Origin of the sequence: Blautia luti, assembly GCF_033096465.1 — a bacterium.
Taxonomy (GTDB): Bacteria; Bacillota; Clostridia; order Lachnospirales; family Lachnospiraceae; genus Blautia_A; species Blautia_A luti.
In genome coordinates this window covers 1,895,219-1,916,095 of the sequence record NZ_AP028156.1, presented here as the reverse complement: position 1 = coordinate 1,916,095, position 20,877 = coordinate 1,895,219, and the positions used below count along the sequence as shown (strand labels likewise).

20 protein-coding genes and 2 pseudogenes are annotated in these 20,877 nt (G+C 39.5%); 15 read left to right on the top strand and 7 right to left on the bottom strand.

Features of this window, described 5'->3' with window-relative positions; genetic code table 11:
• Window positions 1-133: 133 nt before the first annotated feature.
• The 10 genes from R8695_RS09060 to R8695_RS09015 all read left to right on the top strand — a co-directional run bounded on the left by R8695_RS09060 (window position 134) and on the right by R8695_RS09015 (window position 10,781).
• Window positions 134-712 carry a hypothetical protein gene (locus tag R8695_RS09060; protein WP_317676114.1) on the top strand — a complete coding sequence of 193 codons (579 nt, stop codon included), beginning with the start codon at window positions 134-136 and terminating at the stop codon, window positions 710-712.
• Between the two features lie 562 nt (window positions 713-1,274).
• Entirely contained in the window at window positions 1,275-3,938 is a 2,664-nt protein-coding gene (locus tag R8695_RS09055) for a VirB4 family type IV secretion system protein (protein ID WP_154780369.1), read from the top strand.
• A gap of 193 nt (window positions 3,939-4,131) precedes the next feature.
• A complete protein-coding gene (locus R8695_RS09050) occupies window positions 4,132-4,677 on the top strand; it encodes a DUF5697 family protein (RefSeq protein WP_227222833.1) in 546 nt (181 codons plus the stop codon).
• Window positions 4,678-4,738: 61 nt separating this feature from the next.
• Entirely contained in the window at window positions 4,739-5,386 is a 648-nt protein-coding gene (locus R8695_RS09045; protein WP_226844694.1) for a DUF6100 family protein, read from the top strand.
• 438 nt (window positions 5,387-5,824) lie between these two features.
• Window positions 5,825-6,595, top strand: coding sequence for a hypothetical protein (locus R8695_RS09040; RefSeq protein ID WP_243103297.1), 771 nt, complete (start codon window positions 5,825-5,827; stop codon window positions 6,593-6,595).
• Window positions 6,596-6,621: 26 nt separating this feature from the next.
• A complete protein-coding gene (locus tag R8695_RS09035; protein WP_117627843.1) occupies window positions 6,622-7,617 on the top strand; it encodes a DUF6017 domain-containing protein in 996 nt (331 codons plus the stop codon).
• Window positions 7,614-9,515: a VirD4-like conjugal transfer protein, CD1115 family gene (locus tag R8695_RS09030; RefSeq protein WP_308418824.1), complete on the top strand. Its 1,902-nt coding sequence runs from the start codon at window positions 7,614-7,616 to the stop codon at window positions 9,513-9,515. Before R8695_RS09035 ends, R8695_RS09030 begins: the two co-directional genes overlap by 4 nt.
• Before the next feature lie 4 nt (window positions 9,516-9,519).
• Window positions 9,520-9,840, top strand: coding sequence for a hypothetical protein (locus tag R8695_RS09025; RefSeq protein ID WP_117592288.1), 321 nt, complete (start codon window positions 9,520-9,522; stop codon window positions 9,838-9,840).
• A 217-nt stretch (window positions 9,841-10,057) separates the two neighbouring features.
• On the top strand, window positions 10,058-10,399 hold the full coding sequence (locus tag R8695_RS09020; RefSeq protein WP_015542791.1) for a nucleotidyltransferase domain-containing protein: 342 nt from the start codon (window positions 10,058-10,060) through the stop codon (window positions 10,397-10,399).
• Window positions 10,392-10,781 carry a HEPN domain-containing protein gene (locus tag R8695_RS09015; protein WP_022388711.1) on the top strand — a complete coding sequence of 130 codons (390 nt, stop codon included), beginning with the start codon at window positions 10,392-10,394 and terminating at the stop codon, window positions 10,779-10,781. Before R8695_RS09020 ends, R8695_RS09015 begins: the two co-directional genes overlap by 8 nt.
• 466 nt (window positions 10,782-11,247) lie before the next feature.
• On the opposite strand, the pseudogene R8695_RS09010 reads toward R8695_RS09015, so the two are convergent.
• From R8695_RS09010 to R8695_RS08985, 6 genes and pseudogenes are all read right to left on the bottom strand, one after another.
• Window positions 11,248-11,547, bottom strand: a pseudogene (locus R8695_RS09010) (DUF4368 domain-containing protein); the annotation flags it as partial.
• Window positions 11,535-11,624 (bottom strand): annotated as a pseudogene (locus R8695_RS09005) (helix-turn-helix domain-containing protein); the annotation flags it as partial. The pseudogenes R8695_RS09005 and R8695_RS09010, both read right to left, overlap by 13 nt.
• Window positions 11,611-12,054 carry an RNA polymerase sigma factor gene (locus tag R8695_RS09000; protein WP_008704783.1) on the bottom strand — a complete coding sequence of 148 codons (444 nt, stop codon included), beginning with the start codon at window positions 12,052-12,054 and terminating at the stop codon, window positions 11,611-11,613. The pseudogene R8695_RS09005 and the gene R8695_RS09000, both read right to left, overlap by 14 nt.
• A gap of 54 nt (window positions 12,055-12,108) precedes the next feature.
• Window positions 12,109-13,782 (bottom strand): M56 family metallopeptidase, encoded by a 1,674-nt coding sequence (locus tag R8695_RS08995; RefSeq protein ID WP_020993729.1) that lies wholly within the window; start codon window positions 13,780-13,782, stop codon window positions 12,109-12,111.
• A 10-nt stretch (window positions 13,783-13,792) separates the two neighbouring features.
• Complete coding sequence (locus tag R8695_RS08990) at window positions 13,793-14,152, bottom strand: BlaI/MecI/CopY family transcriptional regulator (RefSeq protein WP_008704785.1); 360 nt, start codon at window positions 14,150-14,152, stop codon at window positions 13,793-13,795.
• Between the two features lie 482 nt (window positions 14,153-14,634).
• Window positions 14,635-16,092 carry a DDE-type integrase/transposase/recombinase gene (locus tag R8695_RS08985; RefSeq protein ID WP_015542790.1) on the bottom strand — a complete coding sequence of 486 codons (1,458 nt, stop codon included), beginning with the start codon at window positions 16,090-16,092 and terminating at the stop codon, window positions 14,635-14,637.
• A gap of 158 nt (window positions 16,093-16,250) precedes the next feature.
• Between R8695_RS08985 and R8695_RS08980 the strand changes: the two genes are divergently transcribed.
• The 3 genes from R8695_RS08980 (at window position 16,251) to R8695_RS08970 (ending at window position 17,685) form a co-directional block, all read left to right on the top strand.
• Window positions 16,251-16,892: a hypothetical protein gene (locus R8695_RS08980; protein ID WP_005424144.1), complete on the top strand. Its 642-nt coding sequence runs from the start codon at window positions 16,251-16,253 to the stop codon at window positions 16,890-16,892.
• A gap of 354 nt (window positions 16,893-17,246) precedes the next feature.
• Window positions 17,247-17,465, top strand: coding sequence for a helix-turn-helix domain-containing protein (locus tag R8695_RS08975; RefSeq protein WP_005424142.1), 219 nt, complete (start codon window positions 17,247-17,249; stop codon window positions 17,463-17,465).
• Between the two features lie 88 nt (window positions 17,466-17,553).
• Complete coding sequence (locus R8695_RS08970) at window positions 17,554-17,685, top strand: hypothetical protein (protein WP_005424140.1); 132 nt, start codon at window positions 17,554-17,556, stop codon at window positions 17,683-17,685.
• On the opposite strand, the gene R8695_RS08965 is transcribed toward R8695_RS08970, so the two are convergent.
• Entirely contained in the window at window positions 17,677-18,354 is a 678-nt protein-coding gene (locus R8695_RS08965) for a hypothetical protein (protein ID WP_118048786.1), read from the bottom strand. The two genes, R8695_RS08970 and R8695_RS08965, sit on opposite strands and share 9 nt — an antisense overlap.
• A 543-nt stretch (window positions 18,355-18,897) precedes the next feature.
• Between R8695_RS08965 and R8695_RS08960 the strand changes: the two genes are divergently transcribed.
• Together R8695_RS08960 and R8695_RS08955 are read left to right on the top strand one after the other, a co-directional pair.
• On the top strand, window positions 18,898-19,437 hold the full coding sequence (locus R8695_RS08960; protein ID WP_055056185.1) for an RNA polymerase sigma factor: 540 nt from the start codon (window positions 18,898-18,900) through the stop codon (window positions 19,435-19,437).
• On the top strand, window positions 19,431-20,537 hold the full coding sequence (locus R8695_RS08955) for a DUF4179 domain-containing protein (RefSeq protein ID WP_118034805.1): 1,107 nt from the start codon (window positions 19,431-19,433) through the stop codon (window positions 20,535-20,537). The genes R8695_RS08960 and R8695_RS08955 overlap by 7 nt, the downstream gene beginning before the upstream one ends.
• Window positions 20,538-20,877 lie beyond the last annotated feature (340 nt).

Sequence of the window (20,877 nt, the reverse complement as noted above, 5' to 3'; positions counted from 1 at the left end):
GGCATATGCACAAAAGGCAGAGAACTTGCCGCAGATTGTTTCCTGGCAGGATGGCAAAGGTTATCAGTCAGATGGGACATTTATTGCTGATGGCTGGGGGTATGATACAGTGAACCCGGCTGGGAAATATGTATTGTTTGATGAAAATGGCATGGTGCAGCTTCGAACTGAAACGATGGATCCTGTAAATGCGGAGGATGAGTATTCTGGGACAGAACTTGAGCCAGCAAATATTGCAGTGCGGGCAGAGATTTTTGAAGGATTCACTGGAATGGTTCATGTGACAATAGAAGAAAATGGAGGAGTTCAAAGAGAAATTGATTTGGATTCCTCTGTTTTTTTTGAATGGAACCTGTCCGTGAATAGCGGAAATTATCGCTTGAAATCTGTGGAAGCAACACAGAATGACCAGAAATATGTTGCAGAATTTGATAACAACTATAAAAATCTTCCGGAACAGGGTCTTATTATAATGAAAATTAAAGTGAAAAATGAGCTTGTGGAAGCTGTTCAGACGGAGAAAAAGCAGAACAAGACAGATCAACAAAATAACATTCAAAATCCAGAAAAATCGGATTCAGGAATTAAAAATACGGAGGTGGTGACAACTGTGAAAAAAACAGGACAGAAAACAGGAATCATTATTGGCGGTTTGAGTTTTCTGGGTGCGGCAATGTGGTTATTATATCGGAAATTTCATCGTAAAAAATAATTCGGGAGGTACAGAATGATGCAGAGAGAACGATCCGATGTTTATATCATTCCACCCAATTTTGCAAAAGAGGGAACCCTGTTTTCAGGGAGAATTGAAGGCAGGAATGCTTTTGAGGCAGCTGTCCTTTTTATAGTACTTTTTAGGATACTGTTTTTTATAGATGTTTCAATAAAGCTAAGAATCTATATTGGTATAATTGTAATCCTGCCTTTAACAATACTGGCGGTAGTCGGTGTTAACGGGGAAAGTTTGCTTTCTTTCATTATTCAGTTTATACGCTTTGTAACAAGAAGGCGGGTAGTGACTGTACCCGATGGACAGTATAGATTAAAGAGAAACCGTCGTATTAGGAGACAGCAAAAGAAACAACAGAAACAGGAGAGAAAAAAGAAGAAAAGGCAGCAGGAAGGCGGTGTAAAAGATCGGAAGCGAAGTCGCAGAATTGAAGCAAAAGCTGAAAGAAGCTCAGCTTGCCGAGAAACGAGAACGGCGGGAGCAGAAGCAACAGCAGAGAGAAGACAAGGCGATGTCCAGGAAGCAGGAGAAAGAAAATCGCCAGATGCAGAAGGAACAGCAGAAAAAAGACGCACAGAAACAGAAAGAGCAGGCCAGGGAGAATTTCAGGCAGATCCGTGAGCAAGAGGCAGAAGAACGTAATCTGAGGAATCAGCTTGTTCAGAATGTAGAAAAAGAAGAACGGCCAGTGCGACCGCCAAAGAAAGAACTTTCTCGAAAAGAAGAGAAAAGTGAGAAAGTCCAGGAAGTACCGGATCTTCTGCCAATGAGCTGGACAGCCTCTTATATACCATTAAAACAAGTAAAAAATGGTATTATCCAAACTTCCGACAATCGTTTTGTTAAAATTGTTGAAGTATTGCCAATCAATTTCTTATTACGGTCATCTTCAGAACAGAGAAGTATCATTCTCTCTTTTATGTCATACCTGAAAATCGCACCGCCCAATATCCAGCTTAAAGTGCTCTCCAGAAAGGCAGACATTCAGGAGTATATTGATAAGATTGATGAAGAGGCTGAAAAAGAAACAGATGAACGTTGTAAAATTCTGCAGGAAGATTATGCAGAACTGATTAAATCCCTGGGTATGAAGGAAGCGATTACACGTCGCTTCTTTTTGATTTTTGAATATCCTTCCCGTAGTGGGAGTAAGAATCCAGACGAAAGAGATGTACATCTTTATATGCGTTCTGCTGTGCAGACTGCAAAAAAATATCTTGCCATGTGCGGAAATATAGTTTTGGAGCATGAGAATGAGACGCGCTTCTGCGTGGAAATCTTATACCAGCTGTTAAATCGTCAAACATGCCTGACAGAATCTCTGAATGATCGGATAAAAGAAGTTCGGAAGTACTATACAGAAGAAAACGGTCCAGAAAGTATACGATATATTCCTGTAACAGAACTGGTCGCTCCGAGAACCATTGATTTCAGGAACTGGAACTATGTGGTTGTAGATGGATTGTATTATACATATCTGTATGTTCAAAAATACCGTTCAAGAGTCCCGGCCGGATGGCTGTCTCTGTTGATCAATGCAGGTGAAGGAATAGATATAGACGTTTTTTTCTTCAAGCAGGATAAAAACCGCTGTGTGGAGCGAATTGGACGCAGAATACGCTTGAACCGTTCAAAAATCAAGGATACTTATGATTCAAACAGCGACTTTGACAGTCTGAGTGAATCCATTCAGGCTGGTTATTACCTGAAAAGGGGGCTGAGCGGCAGTGAAGAATTCTACTACATGAGCATTCTGGTTACGATAACTGGACATAGTGAACAGGAAGTAGAATGGCGTTCAAAGGAAATGACAAAGCTGTTAAGCTCTCAGGACATTGGCACAGGTAGCTGCATTTTCAGAGAAGAACAGGCTTTTTTATCTTCTCTGCCATTTTTACAGATAGACAAAAATATTTATGAGAAGTCCAAACGGAATGTACTTACATCCGGTGTAGCAGCATGTTATCCATTTGCTTCATATGAAATGTCTGATAAAGATGGCATCATGATCGGAGTAAATAAAGCAAACAGTTCGCTTGTCATCATAGATATTTTTAATTCGTTAAAATACAAAAATGCAAACATAGCAATATTTGGAACATCTGGCTCAGGAAAAACATTTTTGATGCAGCTTATGGCACTACGTATGAGACAAAAAAACATACAGGTATTTATTATTGCTCCGGATAAAGGACATGAATTTGCAAGAGCCTGTAACAACATTGGTGGAGAATTTATACAGATTTCTCCTTCATCGTCGAACTGCATCAACATAATGGAAATACGGCCTGCAGATATGGAAACTCGCGATTTATTGGATGGGTATACATCTGAAAGGTCAGAACTTGCAAGCAAAATTCAAAGCTTACATATTTTTTTCAGCCTTCTGATTCCAGATATGTCACATGAAGAAAAACAGCTTTTAGATGGTGCAATGGTTACTTGCTATCAGGAAAAGGGAATCACACATGATAATCTGAGTCTGACGGATCCGGAACATCCAGGAAAATACAAAAAGATGCCGATTCTTGGTGATCTGCATGAAGTGCTTATGCGTAAAGAAGAATGCAGACGTATGGCGAATATATTAAATCGTCTGGTGAGTGGATCGGCATCCAGCTTTAATCAGCAGACAAATGTGGATCTGGAAAATAAATATGTTGTGTTGGATATTTCAGAACTTTCCGGTGACCTGCTCCTTGGAATGTTTGTGGCACTGGATTTTGTCTGGACAAAAACAAAGAAAGACCGGACAGTAGAAAAAGCGGTTTTTGTAGATGAAGCATGGAAACTTCTGATGTCTAATGATTTGGCAGGAGAATATCTGATTGAAATATTCAAAACAATCAGAGCTTATGGTGGATCGGCTATTTGTGCCACACAGGATCTGGCAGACTGTTTTGCGGTAAGAGATGGAAAACTTGGACGCGGTATATTAAGCAACTCAAAAACAAAAATTGTTCTGAACATGGAAGTTTCAGAAGCAGAACGGATTCAGGAGGAGTTGGATCTTTCAGAAGCCGAAACCAATTCTATTATTCATTTTGAAAGAGGAAATGGTCTGATTTCCACAAATAATAATAATTTGATTGTTGAATTTAAAGCAAGTGCTCTGGAAAAAGATCTGATTACCACTGACCGCAAAGATCTTCAGGAATTGAAAGACAGAATCCGGAAATATGGTACAGATGCTTATGGCAGGAAATAGTGTGAATAAGAAACGGCATTAAAAACGTTACAAAGGACGTATAAGAGGAATGAAATTAATTATATGTCATAAAAAACGTTTTGTGATGACGTGTAACAGATGTCTTTTGAAAAAGACATGAAAAAACACATTATATGCCACATAAAAAACGTCATTTATGTGGCATATGTTTATCATGGAAAGGATAGACCAGATGGAAAACAAACAAAAACCCGTGGAACGTGAAACCAGACAGTTAATTCAGACATATAATGTGCTCTTAAAATCTCAGATTTATGCATATTTCGCAAAAACCCAAAGAGATCATTTTGTAGGACGTGCATTTAAGACGCTGGAAAAAGAAAAACAGATTTATATTCATCAGGATCTGGAAATGGCAGCAATAAATGAAGAGGCATTTAAAGCCAGAAATGTAGGAACTTTGCAGGCATTTTGGGTTCTTCTGGATATTATGGATCAAAAAGAGGTAGACCAGCACTTCCTTGCATCAAAAGAGGAATATCCTGTTCGCATTGTGTTATGCGGTGAAGGAGAAATCTATGACATTTTGTATGTGTCAGAGAATGAGGTACAGGTTACCAACAATTTGTTTACCCGGAAGATGACAGATGATTGCGGGCATATCGTTATTGTGGAAAAGCCCGGGTACATACATGAAATCAGGATACCGGACGTGCTTGGATTTTGTACAGTGAAAGAAGGTGGAGAAATCGAATATTACAGAAATGCGGATGGATGAAAATGATTCATTTTTTAAATTAAAAGAACAGTTAGAAGATGCTCAAAAACTAATGGGAAGGATGGAACAGTATATAGTGGAAGCAAGAGGGGTATTGCAGTCCTGTATCCGGCGGCAGTCAGAGTTCCAATATGCTTATTTGGGAGATATGATTCAGGAGACTGCGAAAACTTCAGAACGTTTGACAGATAAATTAAGACGCCTGACACTTGAAATAGTAGTAAATCCCAAAGAATATGAGAAATACAAAGAAGATCTGGTACTGATACACGGAATTGAACTGGAGTATAAGGATGAGATTCTTCGGGTATCTGCTCCCGTCCTGATCCCTCACCGGAAAGATTGTTATACGGATTATCTTTATAAACCATTGCATACCGCTTTTCGAAATTGGTGCATGCAGAGAGCGGAGGAGAAGCTGGAAATTCCGACATATACAAATTGTACGATTTGTTTTGTACATGTTTATGATGAAACACTTCCGCTTGCAAGAGTGAGAGATCATGACAATTATGAAGAAAAACATGTGCAGGATATTATTACAAATTTTTTCCTGCGGTCAGATAGTGGATTATACACGAATACCTGTCATGTGACACGTATGGGCGAGGAAGACCGTACACTGTTATATGTGATGGACAGCAGCAAATTTCCAGCGTGGATTTCTGATTTTGGCAAAGAAACAGGTATCGAAAAAAATCATGAGTAAATTGCATGGGGATTCTACATGGGAAAAGAATATCTGATAAGGCATAAAATAAGCAAAAATCTGAACAAAATTGCCAGGTTATGTACCCAGGTATTCAACAGATAGGGTATTTTTGCTTTTTCAACGAGGGGAAAATAATTGAAAAGACAACAGGATAAATTATTGATTATTATAGCGATGTCGGGTGAAATGCCGACTTATTTAGGACAATACGTGACTGGCTCGATTTCATATACTGCTGCCCTGATTACAAGATTAAAAAAAGAAAGATATATTTCTCTGAGATGCAAGGATGGATATAGAGGATACGTTTTATTAGAAAAAGGCAGAAATTATCTTCTTTCAGAATATGAAAAAGAACTCTCTTTTTTTATTTCCGGTTCCGGGCAGACGGGGCATGTGAAAAGTGAACCAGAAAAAAGAATGCGGCTGTATCGAATGAGCGAGGTATGGGTCTTCTTCTGGAAGGCGGGTATAGAGATCTTGCGGAACCATAAACCAGATATGGATAAAGGGTTCGTGAGAGATCGGGGAAAAGCGTTTTATTATGGCAGTCTGGAATTTAAAGGAATGTCGGAAGCAATCAGGGGTTCCAGATCATGTGGGGTGCTTTTATCCGGGGATACTGTGTTAGTTGTTTACAATACCATGGATCGAAATATGAAATGGGCGAAAAAAATGGAATGTTCCATGCGTACCTGGACAGAGCGAATGCTCTTAAAGGGCGGATATAACAGCAAAGCGGATGCGCTTATTGTAGGACAGAACATAAAAGTATTGTTAAAGCTTTTGGAAAGTGATGGAGGCATAAAAAAGGATCTGTTTCGACCAGATGATATTTATGATCAATATTATTATATTCCTATGTGCCGAGAGGGAATATTGCAGATTGTCCTGCTGACAGAGAAGCGGAAAAGAGAAAAGCTAAAGCAGTCTTTGTTTTCAAGATTTTCCATAAAGAGAGAAAAAGAATATGCTACCTATAATGTGTGCGATGAAAATGGGAACCCTATATATTTAGTTTATGATTTGGAAATGCGTCAATTATGCCGCATTAAACAGGAACTCTTATGGAGACCGTCAGTAAGTATTGTGTGCATGGATTATCAGGCGGAAACAATAAGAGAATATTTGGGAGAGAAGGTGATCATTTATGAGCTCAATGCAGAAAATGTAATGAAATACCTTATAAATGACCTAGGAGAATGATCTTGGTCGATGGAGGTGGCTGCAAGATGGCGAATCCTTTTCATTCAACAGGCAGTCCGATTGTGGACCGGATGTGTCGGCTGCAGTTTACCGGAAATGTAATCCCGGCAGCGTGGTATCGTACAATTACCAGAGATAATGGGAAACCCAATCTGACAGCAATCATTATTTTGTCAGATGTTGTGTATTGGTATCGGCCGGTGGAAATCCGAGATGAATTAACGGGACAATTATGTGGATTCAGAAAGAAATTCAAAGCAGATATTTTACAGAGAAATTACCAGCAGCTTGCAGATCAGTTTGGAATCTCAAAAAGAGAAGCTGTGAACGCGGTAGTTGAACTGGAGAAAATAGGAGTTGTGAGAAGAGTTTTTCGAACTGTCAGGAAAGGAGGAATGCGGAACTCAAACGTGCTGTTTCTGGAGCTGAATGTAGATGTCCTGATACAACTGACTTATCCGGAAAATCTGTCAGATGCAGGGTATCACTTCTTAAAGGGAGAGCTGTCACCACACAAAGAGAGAGGTGCCACATCAGGATGTGACAGGATATCACAGTCAAACGAGGCATATCTCTCTTTTGAAGGGGATACAAATACAGAGATTACGGAAGAGAATACAGACATAGAGTATCCACTCTGTTCCTATCAGGCTGTGGAGCGTGCGATTCGGATACAGATTTCTTATGATGCGTTAAAAAACGATCATCCATATGACAGAAGAGTTGAAGAAATCCTGGGACTTATTCTGGATGTAATGGTTTCTACAGCACCTAAACTTCGGATTAACCGTGAGGAAAAAGATATAGAGATTGTGAAAGCACAGTTTGCGAAGCTTACGAAGGATCATGTCGAATTCGTGCTTCAGAGTATGGATGATACCAGCACAAAGGCCAGAAATATCCGAGCGGTGCTCCTGACTGCATTATACAATTCTGTCAATACAATAAACAGCTACTACGGGAACCGCTATCATTTCCATCTGGCAGAAGAAACCAGAAGAGAAATGGAGGAAACGGATTGAGAACAGAAAACTGGAAAAAAATCGTGACCGGATGCGGAATGGTTTTGTTAGCAGCATATGTGGGAGGCTTTTTTGAAATCTTGTTTTCCAGATCAGAAGTATGCTTAAGTCCTCTGCAATGTCTGTATGCAGGGTGTGGTACTTCGTCAGGAAGAAAATGGTCAATGGCAGCCGTGGTACTGCTTTTGGCTTTAACGGTACTGGTAATCTGGCGAGGAAAAGACAATCCATTGCATGATGAACGGAATTTTGAGATTTCGGATCAGGGAACTTATGGAACGGCAGGATTTATGGGAACACAGGAACAAAAAGAGATACTGCAGGCAGACCGTGGAATGGAGCATATAAAGGGGATTATTTTCGGAAGGGAGTTGTCTAATGGAAATATATTAAGTCTTCCGGTGGATTCAAGACTGAACCGAAATATCGCGGTATGCGGTTCGCAAGGTTCCATGAAATCCAGGGCTTTCGCAAGAGTGATGGCATTACAGTGTGTGCGCAGGGGTGAGAGTATGTATATTACGGATCCAAAATCAGAACTTTATGAGGATCTTTGTGCGTATCTCAAAGAAGAGGGATATGTTGTAAAGCAGCTGAATCTGATTCAGCTTACCCATTCAGATGCATGGAACTGTCTCGCAGAGATTGAAGACGGGGAGCTGATTGATGTGTTCTGTGATGTCGTGATTCGTAACACAACGGATAAGTTTGATCATTTTTATGACAATGTGGAAATGGATCTCTTAAAAGCTCTGTGCTTATATGTTTTTGAAGAGTATCCACAAGAGCAGAAAACTTTTCCGGAAGCTTATAAATTATTGCTCAATAAAAGTGTGGAAATGCTGGATTCCATTTTTGAAAGGCTTCCAACGGATCATCCGGCAAAAGGTCCCTATCAGTTATTTTCCAAGGCAGAAAAAGTAAAAGGAAATGCTGTGCTTGGTCTTGGAACCCGTCTGCAGATTTTGCAGAATAAGATGGTGCAGCAGATTACGAGCCATACAGATATAGACCTGTCACTGCCGGGAAAGCAAAAGTGTGCGTATTTTTGTATTACTTCGGATCAGGATTCTACATACGATATGCTTGCTACACTGTTTACATCATTTTTAAGTATCAAGCTGGTTCGCCTGGCTGACAGAACGGAAGAACGTGTCCTACCAGTACCGGTAAGTTTTATACTGGATGAATTTCCAAATATCGGTGTTGTTCCGGATTTTAAAAAGAAACTGGCTACGGCCAGATCCCGGCGGATAGGCATGAGCATCCTGTTTCAGAATATTCCACAGCTTCAGAACCGTTATCCGGATAACCAGTGGGAAGAGATCCTTGGCGGCTGTGATTTCTCGATCTTTCTTGGCTGTAATGATATGACAACCGCTACCTACTACAGTGACCGGACCGGTGAGATTACAGTTTCAGTTGCTTCTATCCGAAAGAACTTTTTTACGATCCGTGCCACAGATTATGTGCCGGAATATTCGGAATCACGTTCCATTGGAAAACGGCAGCTCCTTTTGCCAGATGAAATCCTTCGTTATCCGCTGGATCAGGGAATCCTAATCATCCGAGGACACAATGTGCTTCGGTTTAAGAAAATGGATTATACGGAACATGCAGATGCCGGAAAACTGAAGATGGAAAAGGTTGTGGATCATATTCCGGACTGGTATCGAAAGTGGGAAAAACAGCAGCAGGAATTTCAGATACTGGATGAGCAGGTATATGAAGCTTCGGCTCCATTGGAAAAAAATGAGAGTCCGATAAAAGAAAATGACGTGCAAGAACCACTGACTGTAAATGGGGCTGTTCAAAAAACAAAGAATAAAAAGCGGACAAGTACTGGTAATACGGTCATGAAAGTAGATGATCTTTTTGTAAAAAAATCAAAGGGGTGAAGGTTTGGAAATTAATCTAAATGAAATACGGGGAAATTCACTGGTCCGCTATGGATTCAGAGTTCTGCTTGCCAAAGAATTTGGACTTTATCTGAAGGAGCAGGAGGTGGAAAAAATACTGCTTGCAGAAAGCTGCATTGAAGTATATGAAGATGTAGAGGAATTTCTGGAAAAAAGCGGATGGAGACGGGATAATCCAGAATTGTGCAGTGAATGCTATTTATTTGAAAATCATATCTGTAGAAAAATCCAGGGTAAAATCTGGTATTTTTCAAGAATACAGTATGAAAATGGATTGCGGGGAATGAAGCAGGGCTTCAATTAGAGAATACGCAGTATTCGAAGTGTGAAAGGGCGGTAATATCCTGGCCAAAAGGGTGTTACTGCCTTTTTTTATTGTAAAAAGCCAAAAGCAAAAATAGGACATTTGCTTGTGATTTTCGCTTATTTGAGTTAAAATTATTATAGAAACATTGAAATGATGGATGACAAGTGCTTTGATTCTTGTAGGCAAAAAGATGCCAGAAAACAGGAGGGATGATATGTGCACAAAAAATGAACTGAATAGTATTTTACAAAAGTTGACACAGATTTATCGCTCAGTATATGGAGAAAATCTTGTTCAGGTAATTTTATACGGCTCTTATGCAAGAGGAGATTATCATACGGATTCAGATGTAGATGTTGTTGCAATCGTGCATGGTGACAGGAAAACATTGCAGCAGCAGTTGAAAAAGGTATGGGATTCCTCTTGCGAGCTGGAGTTAGAGTACGATACAATTCTTTCTCCGACCGTAATTCCGTATGAAGAGTTTAAACAATACCAGACAGTTCTTCCATATTATCGTAACATTTCACAGGAAGGAGTGGTAATTAGTGCCTGATAATCGAAGGGAACTGATAAAATATCGACTGGAAAGTGCAAGAGAGCGTTTAAATTCGGCAGAAGTATTGCTTGCATCGAAAAGTTATAAAGATTCTATCGGAAGATCTTATTATGCCATGTTTACTGCAGTTCGCGCATTGCTTGCAAAAGATGGCGTTGATTATTCAAAACATGCAGGAGTAATTTCCTATTTCCAGCGAGAGTATATTAAAACACAAAAATTCGAAAAGAAATATTCAAAATATTTGAGTCAGGCATTTCAGATTAGAAACAATACGGACTATGCCGATTTTTTTGTAGTATCATTTGAAGATGCCCGTGAACAGGCTGATAGGGCAAAGGAGTTTTTAACGGCGATAGAAGAGTTTTTAAAAGCATAAAATATTGGTGAGAACAAATAAAATATTTCATGAAGCAACTACAGTCGGGGTATGATATATTTCTATACCCTGTCTTTTTTGTATATAAAATTTCTGAAAATATTCTGGTGAAGTAGTAGTATGATACGGAGAATTAAAAAACGTGATAGTGTCAAATGATTTATGAAAAAACTGAGCCCAAAAATAAGGCTCAAACGAACCTTGAAAATTGTAGATATTGATAACAATAAGCTCTCCGAGGGCTTAGGGCGCTGCCCTAAGTACCCGCAAGGGACTCGTCCCTTGACCCAGATTCGGGCTTTGCCCGAACCCATCCTCGCCGGAAGGCAGGAAAAGGGCGCAGTTGCCCCCTTTTCTGCTGAAATAGGATAATCCGTGAACCTTTGCTCATGTGAGATAAAGAAGTAAAAGAAGTGTAAAAAATTTTGCCGTTCCCTGTCCGGCTGACTGCCGGACGGGTCGGGCTTTAGTCGGGCAGCTCTACCTTGCCGACAAAAGAGTAATAGATTTCGATTTCCTGTCTGCGGAGCTTCCCCCGCCGTTTCCCGTCCAGTGCTTCCGATTCATGGATTACGATTTTCTCCACAAACTCCCGCAGCAGGGTAGGGGTGAGTTCCTCAAAGCTGGTGTACTTGCGTACTACTTTCATAAACTTTTCAGCGTTTGCCGTGGCTTCCAGCGTCTTGGAAAGCTCGCTCTGCAAGGCGGCGGCTTTCTCTTTCAGTTCCTTTTGCTCGGCTTCGTAGTCTGCCGAAAGTTCCGCAAAACCTCGTCAATGGCTTCCGGCTCTCCGCTGGTCGCCCGGACAATGGTTTCATACGGTACAAGTTTAGGATTCCTCATGGAAAAGCACCTCCATTTCTTCATGCAGCATTTGCAAGGCACTGTGTATGTGATGCCACGCCGTACTCCGGCAGCGTCCGTACAGTTCCCCGATTTCCTGCTGTGTGTAACGCCCGAAAAAATAAAGGTAAATGATTTCCCTCTTTTTCTCTGGCAGAGAGGACAGGGCTTCGGCAAGATTTCCATTTGTGAGGATAACCCTCTGACCGCATATCGTAACAGGGTATTGCTTGTAAGGGTCTATGAAATATGTGTCTGACGTACAAAATGGATAAAACTTTTCTTCTGTGAGATATTCAAAGGATATTTCCCTTTGCCGCCGTTTATCCCTGTCACGCCATGCGTTGATTGCTGCATAGTGTATGACAACTCTGCAAAAGGCATTAAAGGTGTACTCGATATGCTCCTTATATGCTTCTGTGCAAGGCATAAATAGTTCCCCCTTTCTCCCACATAATACGGCGTATGGTTTATAAGACACTTGTTATTTCAAGGTTTCTACTGTGAATGAAGCAGAATTGCCCGAATTATTATCCCGTAAAAGTTTTTGTGCTTCCGCTTCGGAAATTTCCTTAATCTCCATAACTCCATTTTCACTATTTTCAGCAATGGAAAGATATATACTGCCACTGTTATTAAAATAGATGATGGGTTTTTTAGTATCAATGAATATACCAATTATCTGGTCGTTGTAGTACCAATACCCATCTTTTGGGTGATAAACTATGCCATAGGATTCATAATCTTGGAGCGTATTCATGTTTTCTGTCTTATCTCCAGATTCCATGCTGTAAGATTCATGATTTCTAATCATATCTCCATTTTCTGTAGAAGTGCCAGCGGGCATTGATTTAAGTCCTGAATTTTCATACTTTTCTGTATGCCTGTCATAAACTTCTTTTGTGCATTCCCGAATACCAATAAGTTTATCGTTTGTATCCCGTTCCGCTTCAATATCCACTGTTCCCGTAAAGAAATTGGTAAAACTTGCGCCGCCCACTGGGTCATTAAAAAATCGGACAACATTTCCCTTGTAAGTGTAGCACTTGCTATTCTTATCATAAATCAATCCATATTCTTCATATATCCCATAGTCAATATTACCGCCGGGCAGTTCTGCCGCCGTATCGTAATCTGAAGCATTCTCGGAAGCATGTATTGGTTTGTACTCCTGTTCTTCAAAAATTGGATTATTATTAGCTTGGGCGGAAGTTGCAAATGCTGTAGCTACCCCGACAACAATCAGACACGCCAGTACCAGCGAAAAAATAGTTGTTTTTTTTGTTTTCATAATAGCAGTTATCCTTTCTTCGATAGCATTTTTACTAAAGCTGTTACAAAATGGCAATAGCCCACTTTTCGTTGCTTCCATGTTGATAAGCATTAGCGAATAGGCAGATTTTGATTTTTCTCCAAATTGTCGTATGACGCTTTCATCACAAGCCAGTTCTATATCACGGTTAAAAAGAATATACATCACCCACACAAAGGGGTTGAACCAATGAATACAAAGGGCAAGTGTCGCAATCAGCTTTGTTACAGTATCATAGCGATAAATATGCACATATTCATGTGAGAGGACATATTGCAGTTGTTTTTCATTTTTCCAGTCCATTTTTTTCGGCACCAAAATAACAGGACGGAAAATGCCATAAGTTAATGGGGCGGAAATCCTATCAGATTGCTTTACCAAAATTGGACGTTTCAATGGGCGTTCCGCCAGCCACTTTTCTACATAATGGTTGTGGACGGGTAAAGCTGTCCGAAATTCAATCAGACAACGCAAATAGGATATTACAAAAAACAATGCGATAAGTATTATTCCTGCACACCATACAATAAACCACATGGAAACAGATGATAAAATATTCTCTGGCGGCTGTTCTGCTCCCTGTGTCGTAACAAACAGCCCTTGCATAGTGGGAATGTTGTAATCTGTTCCAGCTTCCGGCAATGTTGTAGAAGATATGCTATGAGTTACCAACGTATAAACACTAAACATTGACGGAATCGAAAACGGGATAAGCAGTCTTAATATCACCAATTCCCATAAAACAAGAAAAGTCTTTTTCGGCAGTTTATTGATTGCCACCGCACGGATAATCACTACCGCAGTAATGAAAGCAGCCCCCGAAAAGCTCATTTGCAGTAAATTCATTTACACCACCTCATTCCAAATCTTCCACAATCTGCTTGAGCTTCTGAATCTGTTCAGCGGAAAGCTTTTTTCTGCCTAACAGGGCTGCAAACAGTTTGTCAACTGAACCGTCATAAATCTTGTCAACCAATTCTTTTGTTTCCGCTTCCTGTACTTCTTCTTTGGGAATAAGGGCATGGCACATGAAATTAGGCTCGGAACGTTCAATCGCCCCTTTTTTGATACACCTTTTTATCAGTGTGTAGGTAGTATTCATGTTCCAGCCAATTTCTTTTTTCAGAACGTCGGATATGTGTTTTGCAGTGGTGTCGCCCTCGTTCCAAAGCACACACATTACTTTCAATTCTGAATCGAAAAGTTTAATATCCATTTGTTTCCTCCTTTCCACAAGACCGCAGTAGTTTCTGCTTGATTACACATTACACCTTTCTTAATCGGTTGTCAACACTACCGCAGTAGTGTTAAGAAAAAATTCATAATTTATTTTCTTGAATAGATAATGAAATGAGAGGGCTTCCGCAGCAGTCGGCACTGTGCGTAATGTGCATAACTTGCTATCTTATGGAGTTGTGGGAAAGTCCGTTTGCAGAATGTGGGAAAGCTGCTCTTTAGCTTTTCCATGTTCTGTGAACGGACTTTTCCATAACGGAATAGCAAGTTATACACATTTCCATGGTGCTTGTCGTTTGCTCTTTGGTTCGGAATAGTGTGGTGCTGGCGGTCTATCTCTTGTTTTCGGTTGTTTGCTTCTTTACTGTACATGAGCATTATGTCAAGAGACTTTCGCGGCATATCCTCGCACCACAGGTGCTGCGGTATTCCACGGTTCTCCTGACAACGGTTCCGCTCCAGTTATGCAGATGCCTGATTTTGTAGATTTAAGATAGTTTGCTGACCAAGGAAAATCAACAGTTGCCATTTACCTGGCATATTTTCTGCACCTTCCAACATCTCTACTTTATTTAGAACTTTGCATCCTGCGTGCTTGTGAGGTCTGAGAAAGTTGTAGTAGGCGACCCATAGAGCCAGGTCATAGTTGGCACCGTCGATGTTATCAAAGCCGTTTGTAGGTCTGTAAGAAACCTTGTATGTACGGTTTAATCTTTCGATCATCTGTTTGTATGGTCGGAATACTCTTGATACTTCATCGTCGTTGGTAAGTCCAATTACTTGAGTGATATCAAACTTAAACTTATCACCGAACTCACGGAAAAACTGTTGTGCAGCTAATGGATAGGCGCTGTAACCATCTGCAATAAAGTGGAAGTTTTCAGGAAGCTTTTTCAAGTGCCGGAAAGCCATTCGCATGGCTAGAATGCAGGGACCAACGCCGCGGTTATCAGAGACTTGATTGCCAATGATGGAACGTTTGGAAGCATCCATGATGAACCAGATATAAGCTTTTACACCACGGATTTTGATGTAGGTTTCATCAGCAGTAAATACCTTGCCAGTTCCGTAGTCATAGTTGACAACAAAGGGTTTGATACACATAGCGGCGGATTTGCAGTAGTTAGCAATGCTCTGGTGTGAGATATCGATGTTGTACAGATCTTTGAGAGCCTGTTTCGTTTTTCTAAGAGATAGACCAAGATTTACGTGAAGAGTTAGGCATAAGGACATGGTGTTGGAATCAAACTTGGTGAATTTTAGGGAAGAAGCGTTCTTCGTCAGGGAGTTTAAGTCCAGTTTAAAGAAATCTATCGTAAATTCATGGTAGATATAGTGGAGTTTGTATTTGTTTTTGCCATAGTCTTCGTCCAGATGTTTCTTATCCACTTTCTTCAAGTTGTGGAGATAGTAAGGGCATTTGGGATTCACACATTTGTGGATGATAAAGTGTTTACGGTCTTTCTTATGCACCAGGCTGTGGTTGCAATGAGGACATCTCAAGACGGTGTTTTTGGAAAAACGATTATCTTTGGTTGGAGAAAAAAGCGTTTGGCAGACCTTGCATAGAACCTGACTTTTCTTCCTGCCATCGTTCCACATCAGATAGTCCACAGGCACATCACAGGCAGGGCAAGTGCAGTGTTTGGGTATATCGCACTCAACTCGACGAAATATAGGGCGAATGGTCTTGTGGTAGCGTTGCTGGTAGTAAGAGATAAGGTCTTTCCAGTTCCAGTCCTGCTGATAGGATATGACTTTGGGAAGTTCATCAATCTTAAACTTCTGGTACTTTGGAGAATGGGAATCATCGAAAGCCCACTGCTTAAGAGGGATATATCTACAGATAAGGTTAATAAGCCAGCAAATTTGTTTATGTTGGTATTGAATGAATTGAAGTAAATAGAGTATAATGTCCATGAGCAATGTCTCCTTTGGTAGTGTTGCTTGTGGTGATTGCATTATACCAAAAAAGAGGTCATTGCTCTTTTTATTGCGAACTCCCATAAAATCAAGGTTTAAACAATAAAAATCAGGTAGTAATTTGACACTACCAGTAAAAAAGAAAGGATAAAAAAATGAGAAAAAAGATTCTGAAAGTGTTTTTTGTGATATTGACAGGTATCACGGTGACCCTGACAGGATGTGAATTGTCAGGAAGCAACGAATCCGCGCAAACGGAAAGCGAAAGTGGTAAGGATGCTGTAAAGTTTATTCCAAATCTTACTACGGCTGTTACCAGGAAGCCAACGCCCACAGCTGTGGCAGCAAATCCAGGAGACAGTGTGCAGAATCAACAGTCTGGAAATAACGCAGAAGCGGAAATTTACCAAAGCCAGGGAGATCCCGCAGATCAGGAATCTGCACAGGAAGAAACTTATGATACCCAATATATCACTGGTAATATTCTGTATTCCGATGAAAATACGATAACAGTAGAAGTGGGCGAATCAGGAAATTATTATAATATGGTTTTTAATATAGAAAACGCCGTCCTGAATATAGCTAATGGGAGTGCTGTACGATCCGGACTGAATGTTGACCTGGAGTATTATAGTCAGAATAACGTTAATATAGTAATCATGCTTACGAGTGATGGGGAGGAATATTTACCTTCCAGTACATTAGAGGAAGCGCAGAAAATGGCCGACGAATATGTACCTGATGTGAGTGAATCGGAAAACGAAGATTTTGAAGATACCCCTCCCAGTGAATATTAGATTTTCTCGGAAAAGGCACTGCATATGCAGCGCCTCAGACTGTAGACAAACTTGGTGCTGGGTATAACACCCAACACCAAGTTTGTCTACAGTCTGGGGAATATTGTTTAAATACAATATTCCTTTTTTTATAGATATAAGAAACCTTTGATTCTGAACAAAAAATAAGTTTACATTTTTATGCCCAGATACTCTTTAAAAAATAAAAGGGTATATGATGCAGGAATATAAAGATTTGGTTATACAGGCGAAAAATGATTCAAAATATATGCAAAGCTTACTTTGCATAATGGAACCTTTAGTAAAATCATATGCAAAAAAAACTTAAAAAAAGAAAAATACGAATGTGCATATATGGATAATGAAGGTGATTTACAAGAAAGCTATAGAGCGGATTATTCATCTGTGGAATTAGCATTTGATCTGAAAAATATAACCTTAAAAATGACTTCAAACCAAAGGGATATTTTAAAATACTTGATTTTAGGGTGGTCAGATAGTGAAATCGCATCTTTCTTACACTTTAGCCGTCAATATGTAAACAGAGAAAAGAAAAAATATATCAATTTCTGAAATGATTTTTTACATAAATAGTAAGTGCTGAATTATTGCTTGAATTTGTGACATAAACATATTTGCAGCAGTCAAAAGAAGAAGCAACATGTTTGAAAGAAAAATTAAGTCAAAAATGCCGCAGCCTTTGAAAATATTGGCTGCGGCATTTAAAATATATGATATGTTTGATGTAAAAAACATCAGGTTCTCAACCAGACATTTGGGTAAGTCAAGATGATGCTTCTGATATAAGATATGCAACATTAAAATCATCATATACTTGAGAATTTAAATGCATATCTTCATATAACTTGATATAGTCTTCGATTGTTTTGGTGTTATCCTCTGCATATATATGAGTGTTTCCATCGTTGTCCTCAACAAATAAGAGAGTAACATCTATTTTATCTTCTGTTAACCAGAAAGAGATATATTTTGAAAGAGTCCCATCAATTTCTGTGGCACCATCCAGAATTTGTTCATCTGATTCCAGCTCATTAATATGTTCCCAAAAAATTTGAGGAGAGAACGCAAGTAATTTTAAGTTTTTTTGAGAGTCTTCTGAGTACCATATATGTGCTTCTGTGTTGAGATAGTCGGTTATATTAATATCCGTATCTGCCGGTAACTCATAAGTTTCACCGGCGTCAGAAGTCAGCGAAAAGGTTTTTGCATGATTAGAATAAGAAGTGACAATCCCCTTGACAAAATAGTAAGTTATATCTGAATCACTATCATAATAAGAGCCGGAACCATCTATATCATAAGATACATATTGCCCCTCAGGCTCCTTAGGGGCGGAAAGGGTGGTTAGATCTGAGGGGGCTTTGCCAAAAGCTTGTCCGGATAGCAATATACTACCGAGTACGATACTGCCTGCGATACATAGAATTTTTACATTATTCATGGTTAAATGGCCTCCTTGTTTAGTTATTGAATATTATATCAATTAAAGTGTGAAAATTGTAATTTTGACTTATCGAAATATGTTTTAGATAATATGAAGTGACCCCACATTTGTAGCAACGTGGATTTACCTGTATACTAGAGTTTGCTAAGAACAATGGTAACAGGGATTACCGCAAACGTAGGGGAGAACGAAAAATGAGACTACCGGATAAAATAGCACCGTTTCTGGAATTATTGCACATATACAGAGAAACTGGGTCAGAAAACAGCGAAAGCATATAGGATCGATCTAAGCAGTATTTTGGTTTAGTTGCTTGTGGAGAGCAAGACAAAGAGAAGCTTGAGGAATATATTACGGAATTACATAAAAAATATAAACACAAACAGAACAGAGATTAAAAAATCGGATATTTCGTTGGCAATGGAAGAGACAACGGAAAAAAATACTTTTATGAGAACCGATTTCCTTTCCGATGCATCTAATTAGTGTAAAAGTAAACATGAGTAGTAATCCAGCTGGACAAAAGGAGAAGACAAAGTTATGACAAAAGATGTATTTATTAAGGAGGTTCGGGATGCAGAAGCCATGCTGTATCATATATCAAAGTCCATTCTGAAGAATGACTCTGATTGTGGGGATGCTGTGCAGGAAACAATTCTTAAGGCATATGAAAAACTTCCCACTTTAAAGAAAGAAAAATATTTCCGAACATGGATCACAAGGATATTGATCAATGAATGCAAAGGGATTCTTCGGAAAAGAAAAAATGTTATTCCATATGAAGAATATATGGACAATATGAAAATGACTGAGGAGGACAGATACAGTCATCTGTATATGGCGATTATGGAACTTCCGGAGGATCTGAGGGTTTTGGTAACATTGTATTATTTAGAAGGATTTTCATTGAAAGAGATCAGTGAGGCTCTGGATATTCCGGAAGGAACGATCAAAAGCAGACTTTCACGTGCAAGAGAGTTTTTGAAGGTGCAGTTATCCGAAGAAGAGAAAAGACCGGCAACTGGGAAAAACAGCAAGCAATTAAAGAGAATAACAGGAAAGGGGAAAATGTCATGTTAGAGAAGAAATGGAATAATATCGCACCGGAAGTACCACAGGATTTTCATAATAAATTTGAAGATACACTAAAACAGATTGAACAGGCGGATTCAGTTGATAAAAAATACAAAAGAAAAAAAATCAGTGGACGATTATTGATTGCAGCAGCAGTAATCTGTACTGGTATGGCTGTTACTGTGGCTGCAAAAGAGTTCTTTAAATGGAATGATTACCTGGTGAAAAGACTGGATCCATCGGAGGAACAGCAGGAGACACTGCAGGAATCAACTTATATTCAGAATATAGACCAGTCTGTAACACAAAATGGTGTGACGGTTACCCTGACAGATTCTATTCAGGATCAGGGATTCCTGTATGCTTTTTTTGAAGTGAAAACAGATGACAGTATTTCTATGACTGATCATACTTCTTTTGAGGAGATGACACATTTTAAGATCGATGGAAAAGAAGTATATGCAGTGGACGATAACAGATTTGGAAGCTTCAATATTGGGGTAGGACAGGATGTGTTACTGAAAACAGATCAAAATTCTGCACATCTTAAACATTTTAACGCCTGTATATCTTATGACGGTGATTATGATCTGAGTAATAAAACAGTAGAAATCACATTAAAGAATCTTACGGAGGAAGGAGATTATGATACGACTGTTATTACAGATGGAACATGGGATTTTAAATGGACTCTGGGTGCAGTAAAGCCTCCGACAACTCTGGAAGTGAACCGGAAATGTGATTTTGGAGGTTATGAAATCACTGTGAAAGAAATGGAAGTAACGCCCCTTTTATGGTCATTATATCTTGATTATGATGAAGCTATGAAGGTGTATGAAGATGAAAAAAACAAATTTGAGTACGCAGGTACGGACTATGGCATGGATCTTTATGCCAGAACTAGTATTGACCAGGTGCGTTATAAAGATGGAACAGTTTTAACACTTGATAGGACCATGGGAGGCATCGCTGGCGGTGGAGAAAAACAGGATAAGGAAAACGGTGTCCTGATCATCAGAAACAGCTTCCCGCAACTGGTTGATGTAGATAACCTGCAGGCGGTACATTTTGGGAACATTGACCAGTGGCTTGAAGTGCGGGGATAAAAGTTTTTTCGGTGATACAGAAAAATCCTCCCATAATTAGATAATGAGAAAATACAAAAAGAACCGATACAAGGTCTTTGCAAGACTGATATCGGTTCTTTTTGGCTAAGTCTGCCAAGCCCATTACCTTTAGGTAATGGGTAGTTGACTAAATATAGGTAACCATACAGTCGGAAAAATGGCTCTGTAACAAAAGACCGTTTTTCCGGCTTTTCATTTTATCAGCAGTGAGGCATTCACACCGTTTGAAAATCTGTAAGAACTGAGTCATTGGGGTATGTCATGACGGGTAATCAAATATATGACATAGATTCTACAATTGTAGAAAATAAGATTGACT